General features: G+C 43.8%; 18 protein-coding genes. 1 reads left to right on the top strand and 17 read right to left on the bottom strand.

From position 1 onward, the window contains the following. Position 1: 1 nt before the first annotated feature. The 11 genes from aroA to dnaG form a co-directional block, all read right to left on the bottom strand. Positions 2 to 1,342 carry a 3-phosphoshikimate 1-carboxyvinyltransferase gene (gene aroA / locus EKM82_RS00645; protein WP_125766402.1) on the bottom strand — a complete coding sequence of 447 codons (1,341 nt, stop codon included), beginning with the start codon at positions 1,340 to 1,342 and terminating at the stop codon, positions 2 to 4. Further along, positions 1,320 to 2,552 carry a chorismate synthase gene (aroC, locus tag EKM82_RS00640; RefSeq protein ID WP_125766401.1) on the bottom strand — a complete coding sequence of 411 codons (1,233 nt, stop codon included), beginning with the start codon at positions 2,550 to 2,552 and terminating at the stop codon, positions 1,320 to 1,322. Before aroC ends, aroA begins: the two co-directional genes overlap by 23 nt. 1 nt (position 2,553) lies before the next feature. After that, positions 2,554 to 3,627: a 3-dehydroquinate synthase gene (gene aroB, locus EKM82_RS00635; RefSeq protein ID WP_125766400.1), complete on the bottom strand. Its 1,074-nt coding sequence runs from the start codon at positions 3,625 to 3,627 to the stop codon at positions 2,554 to 2,556. Between the two features lie 9 nt (positions 3,628 to 3,636). Continuing rightward, positions 3,637 to 4,653 (bottom strand): 3-deoxy-7-phosphoheptulonate synthase, encoded by a 1,017-nt coding sequence (aroF, locus tag EKM82_RS00630; protein WP_125766399.1) that lies wholly within the window; start codon positions 4,651 to 4,653, stop codon positions 3,637 to 3,639. Positions 4,654 to 4,664: 11 nt separating this feature from the next. Further along, a complete protein-coding gene (gene aroE / locus EKM82_RS00625) occupies positions 4,665 to 5,561 on the bottom strand; it encodes a shikimate dehydrogenase (RefSeq protein ID WP_125766398.1) in 897 nt (298 codons plus the stop codon). Further along, positions 5,551 to 6,786 carry a peptidase T gene (gene pepT / locus EKM82_RS00620; protein WP_125766397.1) on the bottom strand — a complete coding sequence of 412 codons (1,236 nt, stop codon included), beginning with the start codon at positions 6,784 to 6,786 and terminating at the stop codon, positions 5,551 to 5,553. Before pepT ends, aroE begins: the two co-directional genes overlap by 11 nt. A 33-nt stretch (positions 6,787 to 6,819) precedes the next feature. Further along, positions 6,820 to 7,635, bottom strand: coding sequence for a Nif3-like dinuclear metal center hexameric protein (locus EKM82_RS00615; RefSeq protein ID WP_125766396.1), 816 nt, complete (start codon positions 7,633 to 7,635; stop codon positions 6,820 to 6,822). Further along, positions 7,629 to 8,348, bottom strand: coding sequence for a tRNA (adenine(22)-N(1))-methyltransferase (locus EKM82_RS00610; protein ID WP_125766395.1), 720 nt, complete (start codon positions 8,346 to 8,348; stop codon positions 7,629 to 7,631). Before EKM82_RS00610 ends, EKM82_RS00615 begins: the two co-directional genes overlap by 7 nt. Before the next feature lie 58 nt (positions 8,349 to 8,406). Beyond that, entirely contained in the window at positions 8,407 to 8,640 is a 234-nt protein-coding gene (locus EKM82_RS11155; protein ID WP_164508023.1) for a hypothetical protein, read from the bottom strand. Positions 8,641 to 9,164: 524 nt separating this feature from the next. Then, positions 9,165 to 10,286 (bottom strand): RNA polymerase sigma factor RpoD, encoded by a 1,122-nt coding sequence (rpoD, locus tag EKM82_RS00605; RefSeq protein WP_125766394.1) that lies wholly within the window; start codon positions 10,284 to 10,286, stop codon positions 9,165 to 9,167. Positions 10,287 to 10,313: 27 nt separating this feature from the next. Next, positions 10,314 to 12,140 carry a DNA primase gene (gene dnaG, locus EKM82_RS00600; RefSeq protein ID WP_125766393.1) on the bottom strand — a complete coding sequence of 609 codons (1,827 nt, stop codon included), beginning with the start codon at positions 12,138 to 12,140 and terminating at the stop codon, positions 10,314 to 10,316. A gap of 297 nt (positions 12,141 to 12,437) precedes the next feature. On the opposite strand from dnaG, the gene EKM82_RS00595 reads away from it, so the two are divergent. Then, positions 12,438 to 13,160: a VIT1/CCC1 transporter family protein gene (locus EKM82_RS00595; RefSeq protein ID WP_125766392.1), complete on the top strand. Its 723-nt coding sequence runs from the start codon at positions 12,438 to 12,440 to the stop codon at positions 13,158 to 13,160. 175 nt (positions 13,161 to 13,335) lie between these two features. Here EKM82_RS00595 and phnE (EKM82_RS00590) read toward each other — a convergent pair whose 3' ends face one another. The 6 genes from phnE (EKM82_RS00590) to EKM82_RS00570 all read right to left on the bottom strand — a co-directional run bounded on the left by phnE (EKM82_RS00590) (position 13,336) and on the right by EKM82_RS00570 (position 18,336). Beyond that, positions 13,336 to 14,145: a phosphonate ABC transporter, permease protein PhnE gene (phnE, locus tag EKM82_RS00590; protein WP_125766391.1), complete on the bottom strand. Its 810-nt coding sequence runs from the start codon at positions 14,143 to 14,145 to the stop codon at positions 13,336 to 13,338. Between the two features lie 10 nt (positions 14,146 to 14,155). Next, positions 14,156 to 14,956 (bottom strand): phosphonate ABC transporter, permease protein PhnE, encoded by an 801-nt coding sequence (gene phnE / locus EKM82_RS00585; protein WP_125766390.1) that lies wholly within the window; start codon positions 14,954 to 14,956, stop codon positions 14,156 to 14,158. After that, positions 14,949 to 15,728: a phosphonate ABC transporter ATP-binding protein gene (gene phnC / locus EKM82_RS00580; protein WP_125766389.1), complete on the bottom strand. Its 780-nt coding sequence runs from the start codon at positions 15,726 to 15,728 to the stop codon at positions 14,949 to 14,951. The genes phnE (EKM82_RS00585) and phnC overlap by 8 nt, the downstream gene beginning before the upstream one ends. Before the next feature lie 109 nt (positions 15,729 to 15,837). After that, complete coding sequence (locus tag EKM82_RS00575; RefSeq protein WP_125766388.1) at positions 15,838 to 16,890, bottom strand: phosphate/phosphite/phosphonate ABC transporter substrate-binding protein; 1,053 nt, start codon at positions 16,888 to 16,890, stop codon at positions 15,838 to 15,840. 346 nt (positions 16,891 to 17,236) lie between these two features. Continuing rightward, a complete protein-coding gene (locus tag EKM82_RS11150) occupies positions 17,237 to 17,404 on the bottom strand; it encodes a hypothetical protein (protein WP_164508022.1) in 168 nt (55 codons plus the stop codon). A 26-nt stretch (positions 17,405 to 17,430) separates the two neighbouring features. Next, positions 17,431 to 18,336, bottom strand: coding sequence for a PTS sugar transporter subunit IIB (locus tag EKM82_RS00570; RefSeq protein WP_125766387.1), 906 nt, complete (start codon positions 18,334 to 18,336; stop codon positions 17,431 to 17,433). Positions 18,337 to 18,370: the final 34 nt, after the last annotated feature.

The raw sequence follows: 18,370 nt of genomic DNA, 5'->3' as shown, positions 1-18,370 counted from the left end.
CTTAGGCCCCCTGACTTAATTGAATCAGGTCGGTCAGAAAGTCTGGATAAGAGGTAGCGATACTGCCTAAACCAGCAATCGGGATTTTCTGGCCTAAAACCAAACTGGCCACAATTAGCATCATTGCAATTCGATGATCGTCATAAGCATTTAACGGTTCTGTTGGCAAATGCAATTTGGTCGGACCAGTAATGGTTAAGCCGTCTGACTGTTCAGTGATTTGCGCCCCGAATAAACGTAATTGTTCGGTGATGACGTGCAAGCGATCGGTTTCCTTGTGCCGCAAACTAGCCGCTTGCTTAATGACCGAAGTACCAGTTAATTGAGTCGCTAACAGACTAAGAATTGGGATTTCATCAATGACCTGGCCGAGATTATGCTGATCAATTTGCAATGGTGGGTAAGCGCGGTCTGTCAAGCTTTGTACCCCAATTTGGCCTACTGGTTCAGCTGCTAGTTGATCAGAACTACCAATAACAATTGGTGCACCAATTTGTTGTAATAAATGAAGTAGGCCAATTCGGGTGGGATTCAAACTGTGGTTGTTCAATTGTAAATGACTATCAGGCAGCAATAAAGCTGCGACAATCATGAACGCCGCACTAGAAGGATCGCCAGGAACCGTTAAAGCCGTTGCTTGTAGTGGCCGTTGCCAAGGCAGTACCTTAATCGTCCGCCCTTGAATAGCTAAGGGAACCCCAAATAAGCGCAACAACCGCTCAGTATGATCTCGCGTAGGTGCTAACGTTACTAACTGACTAGGTGTGTCTGCTTGTAACGCGGCTAAAATCAACGCACTTTTCAGTTGGGCACTGGCAACTGGCAATTGATAAGCAATCCCATGTAATTGCTGATTAGCCTGAATCGTTAATGGTAAATAGTTGCCACCACTAAATTTAGCACCCATTTTTTGTAAAGGTTCTAGAAAATTCGTTAAGGGCCGCTGAGATAAACTGGCATCGCCAACTAACTGACTCGTAAATGACTGGCGACTCAGCAATGGCAATAATAGTCGCGTCCCAGTGCCGGAATTACCTAAATCTAATTGCGGTCGAGTCGCTAAGGGCTTAAATTGCCAACCACCTTGTCCAACGACCCAAGTGAGCCGTTGCCGTTGCACAATTTGAATGCCTAAATCAGTTAAGGCTTTTTGAGTATGTTGCACATCAGCCGCTGGTAACAAATGGGTAATTTCCGATGTCCCTTGGGCTAAGGCAGCAAAAATAAGCGCCCGCTGGGAAATACTTTTATCACTGGGAACGCGATAACTGCCCCGTAAGCCAGTCGTTAATTGTGGTTGAAATTTAGTTTTAAAGGTCTCAATAATTTGTTGTTCGTTCATGAAGCTCCTGTAAATAATCTTGATAATGACGTTTAATTCGTGGCAAAGAATCGCTGCCAAACATCTCGCAAAACGCCTGCATGATCGTGATTGCCACCATACTTTGGGCAATCACTGCCGCTGCTGGTACCGCGGTCACGTCGGAACGTTCCACAGTCGCATGAGTCGCTTGGCCAGTGGTTAAATCAACGGTGGAGCCGCCAATTGGTTGGGTGGGAATCGGCTTCATGACGCCATGGATAATTAACGGCTGGCCATTGGTCATACCGCCTTCCAGCCCACCTTGATGGTTATGATTACGCGTCAATCCTTGGTCGGGATCAGCAATAATTTCATCTAAAGTGGCCCGGCCTGGCATCGAGCTCAAGCCAAAGCCGTCGCCAAAACTAACCCCTTTAATCGCGTTAATGCTTGTTAAAGCCGCCGCCAAACGTGCATCCAGTTTTTCAGTAGCGTTGGTATAACTGCCTAAGCCACTAGGTAGGCCTTGAACCACAACACAAAATTGGCCACCTAAAGTGGTTCGCGCTTGTTGAGCTTGGTCAATGGTCGCTTTCATTTCTGTGGCGGTTTGGGTATTAACCGTGCGTAAATCGCTTTGTTCAACCAACTGTTGCCATTTTTGAAAATCAGCTATTGATTGGTTGGCCGCCACCGCTTTTAAATCGGCAGTTGGTAAAGTAGCGGTGCCTAAACTAGTCACTAATCCTAAAACCTCAATATCAAATTGCCGCAAAAATTGTTGACATAAACTGCCCACGGCCACGCGCATGGTCGTTTCACGAGCACTGGCCCGCTCCAAGACATTACGTAAATCGTGATGACCGTATTTTAAAGCGCCAACCAAATCAGCATGACCTGGTCGCGGTTGCGTCACTGTTCGCTTCCGTCGCGCCGCACTACTGCGCTGATCAGCATCATTGGTCGCGGTCGGCCAAACTGACATAACTTCCTGCCAGTTAGCAAAGTCACGATTTGCTAACAGTAAACCGATCGGCGATCCTAAAGTGACCCCATAACGAACGCCACTTGTAATTTGCACCTGATCAGTTTCGATTTTCATACGACCGCCCCGACCATAACCTCGTTGTCGCTGCTGCAAATCAGCCAGCAGCCGTTCTTGACTCAGCGGCACTTGTGCGGGGAAATCACTGATAATTGCTGATAAATAAGGGCCGTGTGATTCGCCGGCCGTCACATAATTTAACATCTTACCATCCTAACCAAACTGCAAAATCACTAATCGCCATGGTCTGTAAATAGGTCTGGCCAGGTGCCTTTAACAGCACTAACTGGATTTGACCAGCCACGGCTTTCTTGTCTAAGGCTAATTGTTGCGTAATTGCTTCATGGGTCAAATCGTCGGGCAGCTCAATTGGTAACGACAATTGTTGCAATCGTTGCGTCAGCATATTCAACACGTCAGGCGCCAACAATTGATGTTGGACTAAAGCGCGCATCATGGTAACCATACCAATACTAACCGCCTCGCCATGATGCAAACGACCATTTGCCAAGGCTTCCACACTGTGACCAATGGTATGGCCAAAGTTGAGAAAGCGACGTTCCTTGAAATCATAAAAATCTTCCTGAACAAAGTGAGTTTTGACGAGTAAAGCCTGTTGGACTAGTTTAGACAATTGACTGGGTAATTCACCAGTCACAAATTGACTCTGCTGGAGCAATTGATAATCAAGCGGTTGTTCAGGACTTACCAGCAGTGACTTAATCACTTCTGCCAGGCCACAACTAATTTCTCGAGCTGGTAAAGTTTTCAAGAAATCTGGGTCAACGAGTATTTTACTAGCCGGATAAAAAGTTCCAATTAAATTCTTGTAGTGTTGATAATCGATCGCCGTTTTGCCGCCAAGACTACTGTCACTTTGCGCCACAATCGACGTTGGTATTTGAATAAACTTCATACCGCGCATGTAAGTGCTGGCAACTAAACCGCCTAGATCACCAATCACCCCGCCGCCAAAAGCCAGCAAATAATCCTGCCGTGAAAATTTCTCAGCAATCAATGTTTGGTAAACTTCTAAGACCGTCGCAAGTTCTTTGCTGGACTCGCCGGTCGAAATAATCACTGGCACCACAGTCACCGATAAGGCAGCTAACTGTTGGGTCAACTGCTGTAGATAAATTGGCGCCAAATTGGTATCAGTTAAGACCAACACTTTTTTGGCCGCTAATTCAGGAAGATATTCCCCTAGCTGCTGACCAATTCCTTGACCAAAATATATTTGCGTCTGGTGTTCTGCCAGTTGAACTGACCAAGTTTTCACGAGATCACCTTAATTCTGATCCTGAGCAGTCTGATTCTTCAGCAATAAATCATGAATTTGTGCCGTGGTGACCACCATTTTTTTGAAAGTTGCTGGGGTCAATTGTTGAGCAGCGTCGGACCAAGCTTGGCTCGGATTTTGATGCACTTCCACAATCATCCCTTGGGCCCCGGCAGCAACGCCAGACTGACCATAAGTTGGCACTAAATCAGCATGACCAGCCGCGTGACTAGGGTCAACTAAGACTGGATAATGGCTTAATTTTTGTAAAATTGGAATTGCGCCGACATCTAAGACATTGCGACTATATTTATCATCAAATGAACGAATCCCACGCTCAATTAAAATAATTTGCAAATTGCCTTGACTAGCAATATATTCGGCGGCATTTAACATTTCATCAATTGTTGCCGCTAAACCACGTTTCAACGCCACTGGCTTGTTGGTTTGACCGACCGCCTTCAACAAGGCAAAGTTCTGCATGTTACGAGCACCAATTTGGAAAATATCCGTGTAAGGCAACATCATCGGAATTTGTTCTGGCGACATGACTTCGGTAATCACGTCCAAGCCGTTCTCATCAGCAGCTTTCCGCAAATAACCTAAGCCAGTTTCACCTAACCCTTGGAAGTCGTAAGGTGATGTCCGCGGCTTGAAAGCCCCACCGCGTAAAACAGTGGCGCCAGCAGCCTTGACTTGGACTGCTAAATCTTGAATCATGGCTTCATTTTCGACGGAGCAAGGTCCGGCCATAATCGTGAAATTATCGCCACCAATTTTGTTGTGCGGGGTTTTGACAATGGTATCTTCAGGATGGAAAACGCGACTGCCCAGCACATAACGAGGTTGCGTGTGAATGACTTCAGTAATTACCGACTTCTCGCGTTCGCTTAATTCTAATTCATCAGCGTCGAAAATAACTAAGTGATTAGCCACTAACATCCCGTGATGCTGTTTTTCTTTTAACTTTTGTAACAAACTCTGGACAACCGCTTGATTCAACGGTTGTTTAAATTGAATGATCAATTCAGAAAACCTCACTTTTGTTTAATAATTTGATAAATTGACACAACTGGCAAGGTCTTGCCAGTCCAAAACTCAAACGAAGCTGCCGCTTGATAACAGAGCATTGCCAAACCATTGTGGGTGGCTAATCCTTGTTGCTCAGCCAAAGTCAGCAAGTTTGACTGCCGCGGTTGGTAGATCACGTCCCAAACTTGGCAGGTACTTGGCAACTGGCTTAACCATTCGGCTGATAAGGGGCTTTGATCTTGTTGGTCACCGAAGCCAATGCTGGTCGCGTTAATCACTAATGAATAATCTTCAATCGGTAAATTAGCTAACTGCGGCCAAGGTTGGCACGTTTGATCAGCTAATGCTAACGCTGACAATAGTTGTTGCATTTGTTGATAGTGCCGACTTTCTGGGCGCTGGACGACGGTCACGTGATCACAGCCGGCTTGAACTAAGGCCACTAAAATTGCCCGCGCTGTGGCGCCACCACCGAGTAATAAAACGTGTTGTTTCTTAATTGAAACGCCAGTAGCCTGAATGGCGGCGACTAGACCCTGACCATCTGTGTTGGTCCCTAGCAAGTGGCCAGTTTCATTTTTGATGGTGTTGATCGCCCCAATTAGCTTTGCTGTTGGCGTTAATTCGTCCATCAGCGGCAGCATTGTCTCTTTATATGGTAACGACAAATTCAACCCGCGAATATTCAAGGCCTTGATACTCGTTGCAATATCAGCAGCAGTCGCTTGAGTATCAAACGCCAAATAACGTGCGGAAATTTGCCGCTCCAGAAAGCCGCGATTATGAATCAACGGCGACAAACTATGGTGGGCCGGATGAGCAATCAAGCCATATAAAACCGTGGCGCCAGTAATTGGTGCGGCTGCAGTTTCAGACGCTGATGATGATATTTTATTGGGCATTTAATTCACTGATCTTCAAGATAACATCAACCGCCTGTTCCATAACTTGTAAAGATACAAATTCATAACGGCCGTGCATATTCTCGCCACCAGCGAATAAGTTAGGTGTTGGTAAGCCCATGAAGGAAATCTTCGAGCCATCAGTCCCACCTCGAACTGGTTCTTCATCAGGGGTGATTTGTAAAGCCTTCATCGCTTCTTCAGCTAACTTAACCACATCCATGTGATCCTTCATAACTTCAACCATATTATAATATTGGTCATTTAAAGTAACTTTGATCCGTGGTTCCGCGTAAGGTTGATTTAATTTAGCAGCAATCTCCCGTGCTAATTGTTTCCGTTGTTCCAAACCATCACGATCGAAATCACGAATAATGTAGCTCATCTTCGCCGCATCAACGGTGCCATTAAAGCTCAATAAATGGAAGAATCCCTGACGACCATCAGTCTTTTCAGGCACTTCGGCAGCTGGTAAGGCATTCTGGAAATCAATTCCTAATTGCAAGGCATTCACCATAATACCTTTAGCTGTGCCGGGATGGACATTTTTACCTTGAATTTCAACATCTAATGAAGCAGCACTGAAAGTCTCGTATTCCAATTGACCTAAAGGACCACCATCGACCGTATAGGCAAAATCAGCTGGGAAAGCTTTCACGTTAAATTTATCGGCACCAGTACCAATTTCTTCGTCGGGGCCAAAACCAATCCATAAATCACCATGCTTCACTTCAGGATGGGCAATCAAGTAACTCATGGCAGTCATAATTTCAGCCACACCTGACTTGTCATCGGCGCCTAATAAAGTTTGGCCATTAGTGGTAATCAAAGTATGACCAGCATAATGCTTCATATTAGGAAATTCAGCCGGATCCAGCACAAATTCACCGGCATCATCCAGCTTGATCACGCTTTTACCATCATAATTTTGCACGATTTGTGGTTGAACATTGTCCGCATTAAAGTCAGCCGTATCAATATGTGACAAAAAGCCGATTGCCGGGACTTTTTTAGTTAAATTACTTGGCAACAAGGCGGTTAAATAACCATTTGTTTCGTCATAAGTGACTTTAGTCAGGCCAATACCGTTAAGCTCTGCTGCTAATTGCTTCTGGAACGCAACCTGAGTAGCCGTTGAAGGAACGGTAGTCGAGTTCTCATCTGAACGAGTTTCAGTTTTAACATAATCTAAAAAGCGCGGTAATAAGTTTTCATATTTTTCCATGGGATAACCTCCGAAAGTTAATTAAGTGAATGACTAAATAAATTGAAACGGATCAGTGCTTAATTCTGAGCTGATCACCGTGACTGACCAATCAGCTTGTTGGGCCCATTGCCGTAATAGCGGTGGCAACTGTTGCTTAATAATCGACTCAACATGGTGACCAGGATCAACAACTGACAACCCATTGGCCAACATATCGTGAGCCGTATGGTAATAAACATCACCGGTCACTAAAACGTCAGCACCGGCAGTAATTGCCGCTGGATAAAATTTGCCACCGTCGCCACCAATCACGGCGATTTTCTGAATCATTTTCTGTGGTTCCTGAGTAATCAGGCGCAAACCTGACAATTTGAATTGCCGTTTACAAAATTCCGCAAAAGCTTGGACTGTTTGGGGCTGAGGTAACTGACCAATCGCCCCTAAATAGGCATGAATCGTTGGATCGACCTTTTCTTGACGATTGAACGGTTGGCATTGAGTTAAGCCTAAAGCTTCAGTTAACCAATGGTTCATGCCTGCAGGAATTTCATCAAGATTAGTATGGGCGGCAAAAACGGCAATCGAATGCTGAATTAAGTCAGCATACATTCTATTTTGTGGATTTTGAAAATCGAGATTTCGGGCAGGATGAAACATCATGGGATGATGGGCAATAATCAAATCAACCTGACGTTCAATGGCTTCAGCCACTACTTCCGGCCGCACATCCAAAGTCACCATGATTTTCTTCACTGGTTGTTGCCGGTCACCTAATTGCAACCCTACTGGATCATGAGGTTCGGCATAAACTGGTGGCGCAAAAGATTCCAAACGCTCAATGACTTGTTCAACTGTTGGATTTAACAAGCTAATCCCTCCTTAATCAAAGCAATTTCCTGCTTTAATTGCTGTAACTTGGCCACAGGTAATTGCTGGGCCTGGTTCAATTGGACGATTAATTGTTCCCGTTGTTTTAATTTGAAAGTCCAGTATTTTGTAAAAACCGGATCTCGCGGCGTCGCACTTAATAACAGCGGCCCCATTAATAATTCCACTGGTGAATATGGCCGCTGAACGGGTTCCGGTTGCACCAACATCATTTGATAACAATGGCCTTCATCGAAAACAATTCGCTCAGCAGTGATTCGCCAACCGTGATCAGCAACCCACTGACGTACAAAAGGGACATCCTGATTAGGTTCCAGAACTAACCCCTGCAAATACTGATAAATGTTCGGCTCACGATTAAGAATCTCAGTAATTAAACGACCACCCATTCCGGCCAGAACCACGCATTGAATCTCATCCGCCGACTGAATTGCTGCTAAACCATCAGCCAAACGAGCTTTGATTTGCTGCTGATAACCGGCTTGCTTAATATGAGCCTGGGCAATTTCAAAGGGACCCGGAATCACTTCACCGGCGACAGCATAATCAATTTTGTTGGCCGCCATTAAATAAATAGGGAGATAAGCATGGTCAGAACCAATGTCGGCAATTCGGCGCCACGGACTGGTCAAATCTGCTACTGCTTGTAATCGTTGTGATAATTTAATGATAGCTGGCTCGCCTCGTTTCACGGTTAAATTTTACTTACTATTTTATCAATTATACCAAAAATGCCCGCTATAAAACAGTTCAGCCGCGGACAAAACTTAAGTTCATCATTGAATAACGAGTAAGAAATATGGTGGCAAACAGGGAATGATATTGAAACAAATTCGCGTCTGACTGCATTGCGGGCTTGCTGGTTGTGGAACGCTGCTGGCATCGATTTGAACCAATTAAAGACCAAATTGTTTCAAATACGAGCCTTTGTCTAATTGCTGAAGCAATAAGACAAATTTGGCGGCTGACAACCACGCCCTCCATTCCGTCTGGAGTTGAGGTGGTGCACTTCATCATTGTTAGTGGTTGATGCAGTTGCAGTAGGATTAATCAACTGAATTTGACTTGCTATCACAATTAAATAGTCATACCAAAAAAGCCTGTCTGGCAGTTTCTGGTTTTATCCAGATGTCAAACAGACTTATTATTTTACGTTAACTGATTTTCCAATTAGTGGTACTCAATTCGGTTAGTTTCATCTGGTGGTTGCTGGCGATTGATATCTAACTTTGCTAGTTTTTGCCTTGATATCAACTAAAGCTAAAGTGGACTAACTTAACTCAAAACGCAGTGGAGGCCGCCGGGTTGTCAGTCGCCAAATTCTTCTTGCCGCTTTAGCGGTTAGAAGAAGGCTTGTATTTGAGATTGTTGCGCAGCAATAAGCTCAAATCAACGCCGGCAACGTTCCACAACCCGCCGGCCGCAACGGAGTTGTTCGCTGTTCCGCCTATAATTGATTCAGTTTCAAATCGCCCAGCCACTACCTACCAATTGGGGAAGACTAAAGACTACTCAAGGAAGTCTTTCAATTGGTTAGAACGAGATGGATGGCGCAATTTCCGCAAGGCTTTTGCTTCAATTTGGCGAATCCGTTCCCGCGTCACACCGAAGACTTTACCAACTTCTTCCAAAGTGCGCGTCCGACCATCGTCAAGACCAAACCGTAAACGTAAGACGTTTTCTTCACGGTCAGTTAAAGTCTCCAGAACACTTTCAAGTTGTTCCTTCAATAATTCGTATGAAGCGTGGTCTTCAGGACTGGTAGCATCGGAATCTTCAATGAAATCGCCTAAATGAGAGTCGTCCTCTTCACCAATTGGTGTTTCCAAAGAAACGGGCTCTTGGGCAATCTTCAAAATTTCCCGAACCTTTTCAGTTGGCATATCCATTTCGGCACCGATTTCTTCTGGTGTTGGTTCCCGGCCTAAGTCTTGGAGTAATTGCCGTTGAATCCGAATCAACTTGTTGATGGTTTCAACCATATGCACCGGAATCCGAATCGTCCGTGCTTGGTCAGCAATGGCACGGGTAATGGCCTGACGAATCCACCAAGTGGCATAAGTTGAGAACTTGAACCCTTTACGGTAATCGAATTTCTCAACGGCTTTCATCAAGCCCATGTTACCTTCTTGAATCAAATCAAGGAATTGCATCCCCCGACCAACATAGCGTTTCGCAATCGAAACAACTAAACGCAAGTTGGCTTCAGCTAACTTTTGTTTAGCTACTTGATCGCCTTGTTCGATTTTCAATGCTAAAGCCACTTCTTCTTGGGCGTTTAACAAGGAAACTCGACCAATTTCCTTCAAGTACATCCGCACGGGATCATTAATTTTAACACCAGTTGGTGCTGACAGGTTTTGCAGGTCTTTCTTAGTAACTTTCTTGACTTTCTTCAATGAACGAACGGCTGGTTCACCATTCTTATCAACGATGGCAAAACCCTTGTCTTCGATTTGTTGCATTAATTCATCAACCGCTTCATCTTCCAATGAATAAGGTTGAATTAATTTGCTAACTAACTCATCATCAGTGATTTGTTTGTCAGCTTTGTGTTCTGCGACTAATTCCTTAACCGCTGTTTCTAACTTTTTAGTTGGTTTTGTAGTTGCTGCTTTTTTTTGTGCCATTCTGCTGCCCCCATTATTTCATTGTGTTTAAGAGTTCGTCAGCTGTCGCTTTAAGTTTAGCATTTCGCCAAACCACTTGGCCGCCGCTTGATCATCACCAATATTGCTGGCATTTTTGACCTTAATCTGTGCTTGTCGCAAACGCGCCTGTAACTGAGCTTGATTAATATTGCGCCGGTAATCAGCAACTTCTTCATCTGATACTTCATCGGGTAAATCGAGCATTTCAATCCCCATTAACAGGCTCAGCTGATCACCACTAAGTTGATCAGTAAACCCGGCAATTGAATGACTACCTTCTTGACGTAAATATGTTAGCCAAGAAGTAAATAAATTTTGAATTTGTGAATCATTGAAATGAAATTGATCATCATCAGTGAGCTGCAACAAAACATTCTCCTGATGAATCGCTAAATGTAACAGCCGCCGTTCGGAAATAGCCGCCCGGTCCAACTTAACATCTAGTGCTGGATTAGGCACTTCACGATCTTCGTGTTGAGTTCGTTGTTGCTGTCGTTGCGTCGCTCGTTGTTTCTGAGCGTATTTCACTCGCGCCGTCTCAAACTCATTTTTTAAAGCCGCTAAATCTAATTGTGTTTCATTAGCAACTTGCTGCAAATACAATTCTTGTTCCACACTGGAATTAATCGTGACGATGTCTTGTAAAGCCGCCTGAACGTAGGCCAAACGATCACCATCAAGACTTAAATTGTAGCTACTTTGCAAATGCTGCAACTGAAAAGCAATCGGCGTTAACACATTCTGACTTAACTGCTTTTGAAAAGCAGCGGCACCATGGGCCTTAACGAATTCATCAGGGTCTTGCTTAGCTGGCAAACTAATAATGCCAACTTCAAAGGACTCATTCTTCAACAATTTTAAGGCTTCCGCCGTTGCTTTTTGCCCAGGTTCGTCGCCATCATAACAGACGATCAATTTCTGAGCCGCTCGCGAAAGCAAATAAAGTTGTTGACTGGTTAAACTAGTCCCCATGGAAGCCACGCCGTTAGCGACACCAGCCTTGTAAGCACTGATCACATCCATGAAACCTTCGAACAAAATGGCCGTCTTGCTCTCACGAATCGCTTGTTTGGCCTGTGAGAAATGATAAAGTGTCTCCCGCTTCTGAAACAATTGCGTTTCTGGCGAGTTCAAATATTTGGGCTCATTCTCACTAGCGGTCAAAATCCGACCCGAAAAAGCAATCACCTGACCATTCTGATTGGTAATCGGAAACATGACCCGATTACGGAAACGATCAATTAAACGACCATCATTCGTCTGAACAAATAATCCTGAGCGCACTAACAACTCCCGCGCTACCTGACGACTAGTAAAATAATCCAAAAGAACGTTCCCCTGATTTGGGGCAAAACCAAGACTAAACTCATCGATGACATCACTGGCCAGTTCCCGTTTTTCCAGGTAGGCCAGCGCTGGTTCACCAACTTTAGTCTTTAATAAAATATGCGTATAAAGAACTTGTGCTTGTGCGTATAGCCCTTGCAACTGACTATTCAGTGAATTTTGGACGGAGTCTCTGCTCTGTGCCACTGCTTCTGGCAAGGGAATACCACTAAACTGTGCCACCTTAATGACTGCTTCTGGAAAGGAAATTTGCTCCAATTCCATTAAGAACTTAAAGACATTCCCACCACGGTGACAACTGAAACAATTGAAAATCTGTTTCTCTTCATTCACCGAGAAAGAAGGCGTACGTTCTTCATGAAAAGGGCATAAGCCAAACAAGTTTTTCCCTTGTTTGTGCAGTTGAACAGTCTGGCTAACGACATCGACAATGTTGGTTTTGTTCCGGACTTCTTCAATATAAGCTTCCGGGATTCTAGTGGCCATAATGTTCACATCCCTTCTCAAACATAAGCAAGAAATAGGCTGACAGATTGCGCCAACGTCAGCCTACACACAGTTATACAACGTATAATTTAACATAAAATAACCTTTGATGCAATATGTTTGCTTTTAAAAAGTTAGTTTCTCACCAAAAAATGTCGTTAAAAAATTAACCGCGCCAAAATGCCCAGCTTATCTTAATCGCCGGTTTAGATTATAACCATTACGTTCTTGCTATCTTGAATTAAGTTGTGGGCAAGTTATACTTAATTAATAATTCATAAAAATGAGGTTCTATTGATGAAATCACTCACCACGGCTAAGCACCAAACTCTATCACAGCGCTTGATCCAGAAGTTTCACTTGTCCGAACAGTTGAATATTATTCGTGCCGGCGTCCTCGGTGCCAATGACGGAATCGTCTCCGTCGCCGGCATTGTCATCGGCGTGGCTGGCGCTCAGCAAAGCCAAACGGCGCTATTTATCGCTGGTATTTCCGGCATGTTTGCAGGCGCACTCTCCATGGGTGGTGGCGAGTATATTTCCGTTAGTACCCAACGTGACACTCAAAAAACGCTGGCTCAGCAACAAAGCGAGAATATCAAGCAACACTACCAAACGGAATTGCAGGCCTTAACTGAGCACTATGAAAAAGAAGGTCTGACCCCTGATTTAGCTGGCGAAGTCGCCGAACAATTAATGAACAATAATGCCCTTGGTGTCACACTGAAAGCCAAAAACAATATCGAATTGCAAAACTACTTCAACCCTTGGCACGCAGCAATTTCATCATTTTGCTCATTTATCCTTGGTGCCCTGCTTCCCCTGCTCTCAATCACGTTCATTCCTAATCCTTTTAAAGTTCGTGGTACCATTATTGCGGTTATGTTGGCGATGATTTTCACGGGTTACACCAGTGCTATGCTAGGTAATTCTAATCGACTTAAAGGTGTGTTGCGTAATTTGTTGGTTGGTTTAGGGACGATGTTGATTACTTATTTGATTGGTGGGTCACTGGGATAAAGCGACAATTAATGCTATTTTAAATTTAGTAATAACGTTAGCTAATTGTGCAGCAATAAATATATTTCGAACTGCTCAATATCACCAAAAAGACGCTCAGAAAGTTAAAATTTCTTGAGCGTCTTTTTGATCTAAAATATTTAAAATTTCAATTTAAGTTAACCATTAACTTAAGTTAACCATTAACCAATTTAGCACGCAGTTTGTTCGAAATTATTTCCACAATCAGAATCAAAGCCACCAACCCAATCAGAATTGATCCGACTTGATGCCAGCGATAAGCATTCATCGCAAAAATCAACGGGGCACCGATTCCGCCGGCACCGACTAATCCCAAGATAGTCGCATCACGTAGGTTCATATCGAACCGATAAATTGTGATTGAGCTGAAGTTAGCGATTAACTGTGGAACGATACCGAAGCGAATTTTCTCCCAAGTGGTACAGCCAATCGCATCCATCGCTTCTAGGATCCCGCGATCTAGATCTTCAATGACGTCCACGTAAAGCTTCGAGACCATGCCAATCGAGGTCAGCGACATCGTCAATACACCCGCAAATGGTCCCGGTCCAGCTACACGAACAAACATTAATCCATAAACTAGCGCTGGCACGGTCCGAATGACGACAACTAAAAAACGTGTCAAAATATAAACCGGCCGCGAAACGACACTAGGTGCCATTAGGAAGGCGAATGGAATCGACAAAATTGCCCCAAAAATGGTCCCGAGAAAAGCAATACAAATTGTTTCAAAAAGTAAGTAAAAGACACCTTGACTGGTAAAATTCCACAACAAATTGAGATCAGGGCTTAAAATACCCCGAATAATATTGGCTGCGATTTTGGCACCACCATCATCGGGGGCACGAAATTTAATGGCCGTTAATGACCAGGCGAACACTGCCAGAATGACTGCCACTAACAACAAATACTGACGCTTTTTCGAAGGTTGCGCCGTTAATTTTGCTTCAAGTAAATTATCCAAAACATCCCTCCTATTGTAATTTACGGCGTGCCGTTTGGCTGAGCCATTCAATCAGACTGACGGTGACAATCAAGACCGTTAAAATCATGCCGACGTTGGCATAATCCCGCCAGCCCAACTGTTCACTAAGAATAATCCCTAAACCACCAGCACCGACATAGCCCAGAATCGCCGCATAACGCAAATTTCCCTCGAAGCTAAATAGCGTCGTCGATAAATAGGTCGGGAGAATTTGGGGCATGACCCCATAGCGAAAGGCCTGTAAACGGGTCAAGCCTAACGATTCCAGCGCTTCAAAGGTGCCCATATCTAAAGCTTCAATTTGTTCATAGGTCAATTTTCCCACATAAGAAACGGTAAACATGAAAATGGCAATCGTACCGGCCATGGTCCCTAAGCCAAAAATAAAAGTGGCAATCAGCGCCACAACGATTGTTGGCAAAGTCCGCAAAATACTAAGGAAAAATTTGAAAAATCCAGCGATCCACTTCGACCGAACAATATTATTGGCTGCTAATAACGCCAAGGGAACTGCCAGTAGCGCACCTAATAAAGAGCCCAAAAAGGACATCTTAATCGTGTCAAATAAAGGTTGCCAAATTCGGGGTAAAAATTTGAGGTTTGGTGGCAACATTCCGCGCAAAATAACAAAGAACTGATGGCCATTTAGCAGCAAAGTGGTGAAACTAAATTTGGTCACCTGTAAAGCAATCGCAATCAGCACTATCATTAGTAAACTGATCAGCGGGATTTTTGATGGCCGAGCAACCACCACCTTGCCACTGGCCAACTGAAATTTACGGTTAAACATGAGCTGGCACCTTCTCGTTAACAGCGTCTTCAACATGATGACTATGATAAATATGGTCGATGATTTCCGGGGTAACTTGCGCCGTCGGGCCGTCGAAAACAATCTCGCCCTGACGAATGCCCACAATCCGATCCGCATAAGCTAAGGCCAAATCCACATGATGAATATTCAACAAAATCGAAATATTCAACTGTTGATTGATCCGTTGGAAATCATTCATCACCACTTTGGCAGTGACTGGATCAAGGGCCGCCACTGGTTCGTCGGCCAGAATAATATCTGGGTCACCAACCAACGTTCGCGCCAAAGCAACCCGCTGCTGTTGCCCACCGGATAATTGATCGACGCGGGTATAAGCTTTTTCCAAAATTCCCACATTATCTAAGGCCTCTAAACCGGCAAGCTTGGCAGAACGGGGATAAATTCCTAATAAACGCCGCCACCAAGGTAGGCTTGGGACCAAGGTAACCAAAACGTTACCTAGCACTGAAGTTCGGGTGATTAAATTAAAGGATTGAAAAACCATGCCAATTTTACTACGAAATTGGCGCACTTCTTTGCCTTTTAACTTCGTGACATCAACCTCATTCACCGTTAACTTGCCGGAAGTAATTTCGTGCATTTTATTGACGCAGCGAAGTAAGGTCGACTTGCCAGCGCCGGACAAACCAATAATCGCGACGAACTCGCCCTGCTCAATTTGCAGATTCACATTTTTTAGGCCCACGTGGTCGTTGTCATAGATTTTCGTCACGTTTTCAAATTTTATCATTTGTTATTCCTCTCGAATAAATAATGCTAAGGCTAATAAAAAGCGAGACCCACAGTCAGTCAACCGCTAAAACGTTAACTGTCCCTGGTCTCACCTTCATTATTTGACTTTATTTTGTTGCTGCTTTAACTAATTTCTGGGCTTTACGCGCATTGTCATAATCAGCGTCAGTGGCTTTCTTATAACCTTGGTGATTGTAAATCGAAATCACTTTTTTACCTTCGTCAGTTTTGGCAATTTCGATGAAGGCCTTGGCTAAGGCTTGCTTCAAATCATTGTTCATGTTCTTAGCGTTCTTGCTGACCGAAATCGTATCGTTGTAAATTGGTTCAGTCACACCAAGGACATTTGTTTCGTCCCAAATACTTTGCTTGCGGCCATATTCACCTTGCCATTGCTTAGCGTAATCCATTCGCGCATCGGCAAAAGCAACCATGATATCCGCTTGACCAGCAGCCAAACGAGCCATTGAGCTACCGTAAGAATCTGCTTGGACAATGTGTGAAAGATCAGAAATATTCTTCTGGTAATGATCCTTCAACCATAAACTTGGGTAAATGTAGCCAGCTGATGATGATGAACTCATCACGCTCCATGATGCGCTGTTTAATTCATCCCAAGTTAATTTCTCGCCAGCATTAATTTTCTTAGCTAACGCTTGGCCTTTCTGGGAAGGACCGGCAATAATCAAAGAACGATATGATGCTGCTTGCTTGTCAGTCTTCTTGGTTGGTTTATTCTGATTCCACTTTGCGGGATTAGAACTATCATTTGATAGACCAGCTCGTGTTGCCGCCAATAATACTTCAGCGCCATCAGAATAAAGAACATAAGTGCCACCGGGAATGAAACCAACGTCCAAAGTTCCTGAAGATAATGATTCCCCAACAGCTTCATAGCTGGTACCCACGGAGATATCAACATCTTTAATGGCATAGCCTTCCGTTTTCATTTGTTTCTTTAAGAGATCTTTCAATGGTTTTGTTGCCGAAACAATCTCTTCGGGATCGCGAGATGGGACAAAACCGATCGATAATTTATCGATTGATTTCGTGCCATTTGCGTCCGCCTTGGCATCGCCAGTTCCTTGCTTGGCGCCGCATGCCGTCAAGAGTACCGCTAAACCCAAAATACCTGCAAAACGTAAAGCTGTTTTAAACAAAACAATTCCTCCTCAGGAAAAAACTTTTTTTGCTTGTCAGCTTTTTTAGTATAGCATCTGGAACGCGATAATGACGGACGATTAGACGTAATTTCACGACTATTGTTTTGCTATTTACGACAAAAATAGTTTTTGGACTGATTGCAAAATCTGACCAATTAAGATACAAGCTATTATTATTTAATTTGTTCCAAATTATCACCATGCACTTATTGTTCGCATTTCAGCCAGTCGGCAATTTAACTACGCCAGACGTAATTAATTCGTTTAGCAACAAAAAAGAGCAGTTCCACTGAATTGCTCTTTCCGTTAATTCTCAAGGATTGATTATTTTGGCCATATTGAATTAAGATCGGTTATTTTTTTCATGTTCAATTCGCCGAACTTGGGTCAACTGGGCAAATTTCCAAAAACCATGGACGCCGACAACCGCTGGTACTAGCCAAGGATTCTCAGCGATAATATGCAATGCTGCTAAACTAATCTCGCGAATTGTTATTGAATTTTTTGTCAATTCAAATCACCTCTACCTATTTTTAATTAACGCCAATAAATAATCCCTAAGAAATTCTTCAACGGTTTAAGCGTCTGCTTCTCAAAACGAGCGACACTTACTTCCGAGGTTGATTCCGACTTAAATTCAACCGTTGTTAAAAAGCCCAAGATGGTTTTAAAATCAGTCTGGTCATCAAAATATTGAAAATCAATTTGATAATCACGCAACCAACTTTCCTTGCGCATTGGTGCGCGCTCAGGATCACCTGCAATCATAAAAGCATTTATTCGTCGCGCGATTTGAGGAAAGTTTTCAACCGTTAATAAGCTGGCATTGCCGAAAATAAAGCGCAATTCAAAATCAGTCGTTGGCTGATCATTGTAGAGCGTCTCTAAATTAAAGGGCTCATATAAACAGCGAATACCCAACTGACTTAATTTTTGCCGCAGGTCAATGAAATACTGGTCATCGCGGCTGCCACCGGCCACAAATATTTCAATATTTTTATCACGGGCTTTTTCAGAAGTTTGAATATCTGATTGATAAGCGCGGCGCTCATCAAGAACGATCAATTCATCAAGCAAGCCAGGATAAGCCACAGCGGCATTCATCGTGCCGAAAATTTTGCCCGGAATTTTCTCAACAATCGTTGGGTATGGCGCCATCAACTTTTCCGTATCACCAATGCGATACGCCACTTGCGGCGCGACCATCACCACGTCGAACAGCTGGCCGAAGTCGAAAGCGTTGTAAGAGCGAATCGCATCAATACCGCCATAGGCAAAAATCAGGTCATATTGATCACCATAAGCCCGTTGCATTTTAAAAACTGACGTCACATCATCAAAAACCGCCGTCAAATTCTGATCATGTTGATTAATTTCTTTAGACATTCTTTGACAAAACATGCTGGAGGTCCCACCACCAGCGCAACCTACAAAAATAAACATCCACTTTACTCCGTTGTTAAGATTATCTTTATTA

The organism is Lapidilactobacillus wuchangensis, assembly GCF_003946645.1.
Lineage (GTDB): Bacteria > Bacillota > Bacilli > Lactobacillales > Lactobacillaceae > Lapidilactobacillus > Lapidilactobacillus wuchangensis.
Note: the sequence above shows the minus strand (reverse complement) of the source record. Positions and strands in the feature narration are given on the sequence as shown.

Coding starts and splice junctions, on each gene's coding strand:
- aroE (WP_125766398.1), bottom strand. CDS start 5,561: ATGCCCAATAAAATATCATCATCAGCGTCTGAAACTGCAGCCGCACCA.
- phnE (WP_125766390.1), bottom strand. CDS start 14,956: ATGTTTAACCGTAAATTTCAGTTGGCCAGTGGCAAGGTGGTGGTTGCT.
- EKM82_RS00570 (WP_125766387.1), bottom strand. CDS start 18,336: ATGTTTATTTTTGTAGGTTGCGCTGGTGGTGGGACCTCCAGCATGTTT.
- EKM82_RS00595 (WP_125766392.1), top strand. CDS start 12,438: ATGAAATCACTCACCACGGCTAAGCACCAAACTCTATCACAGCGCTTG.
- phnC (WP_125766389.1), bottom strand. CDS start 15,728: ATGATAAAATTTGAAAACGTGACGAAAATCTATGACAACGACCACGTG.
- pepT (WP_125766397.1), bottom strand. CDS start 6,786: ATGGAAAAATATGAAAACTTATTACCGCGCTTTTTAGATTATGTTAAA.
- aroA (WP_125766402.1), bottom strand. CDS start 1,342: ATGAACGAACAACAAATTATTGAGACCTTTAAAACTAAATTTCAACCA.
- aroC (WP_125766401.1), bottom strand. CDS start 2,552: ATGTTAAATTATGTGACGGCCGGCGAATCACACGGCCCTTATTTATCA.
- rpoD (WP_125766394.1), bottom strand. CDS start 10,286: ATGGCACAAAAAAAAGCAGCAACTACAAAACCAACTAAAAAGTTAGAA.
- EKM82_RS11155 (WP_164508023.1), bottom strand. CDS start 8,640: ATGGAGGGCGTGGTTGTCAGCCGCCAAATTTGTCTTATTGCTTCAGCA.
- dnaG (WP_125766393.1), bottom strand. CDS start 12,140: ATGGCCACTAGAATCCCGGAAGCTTATATTGAAGAAGTCCGGAACAAA.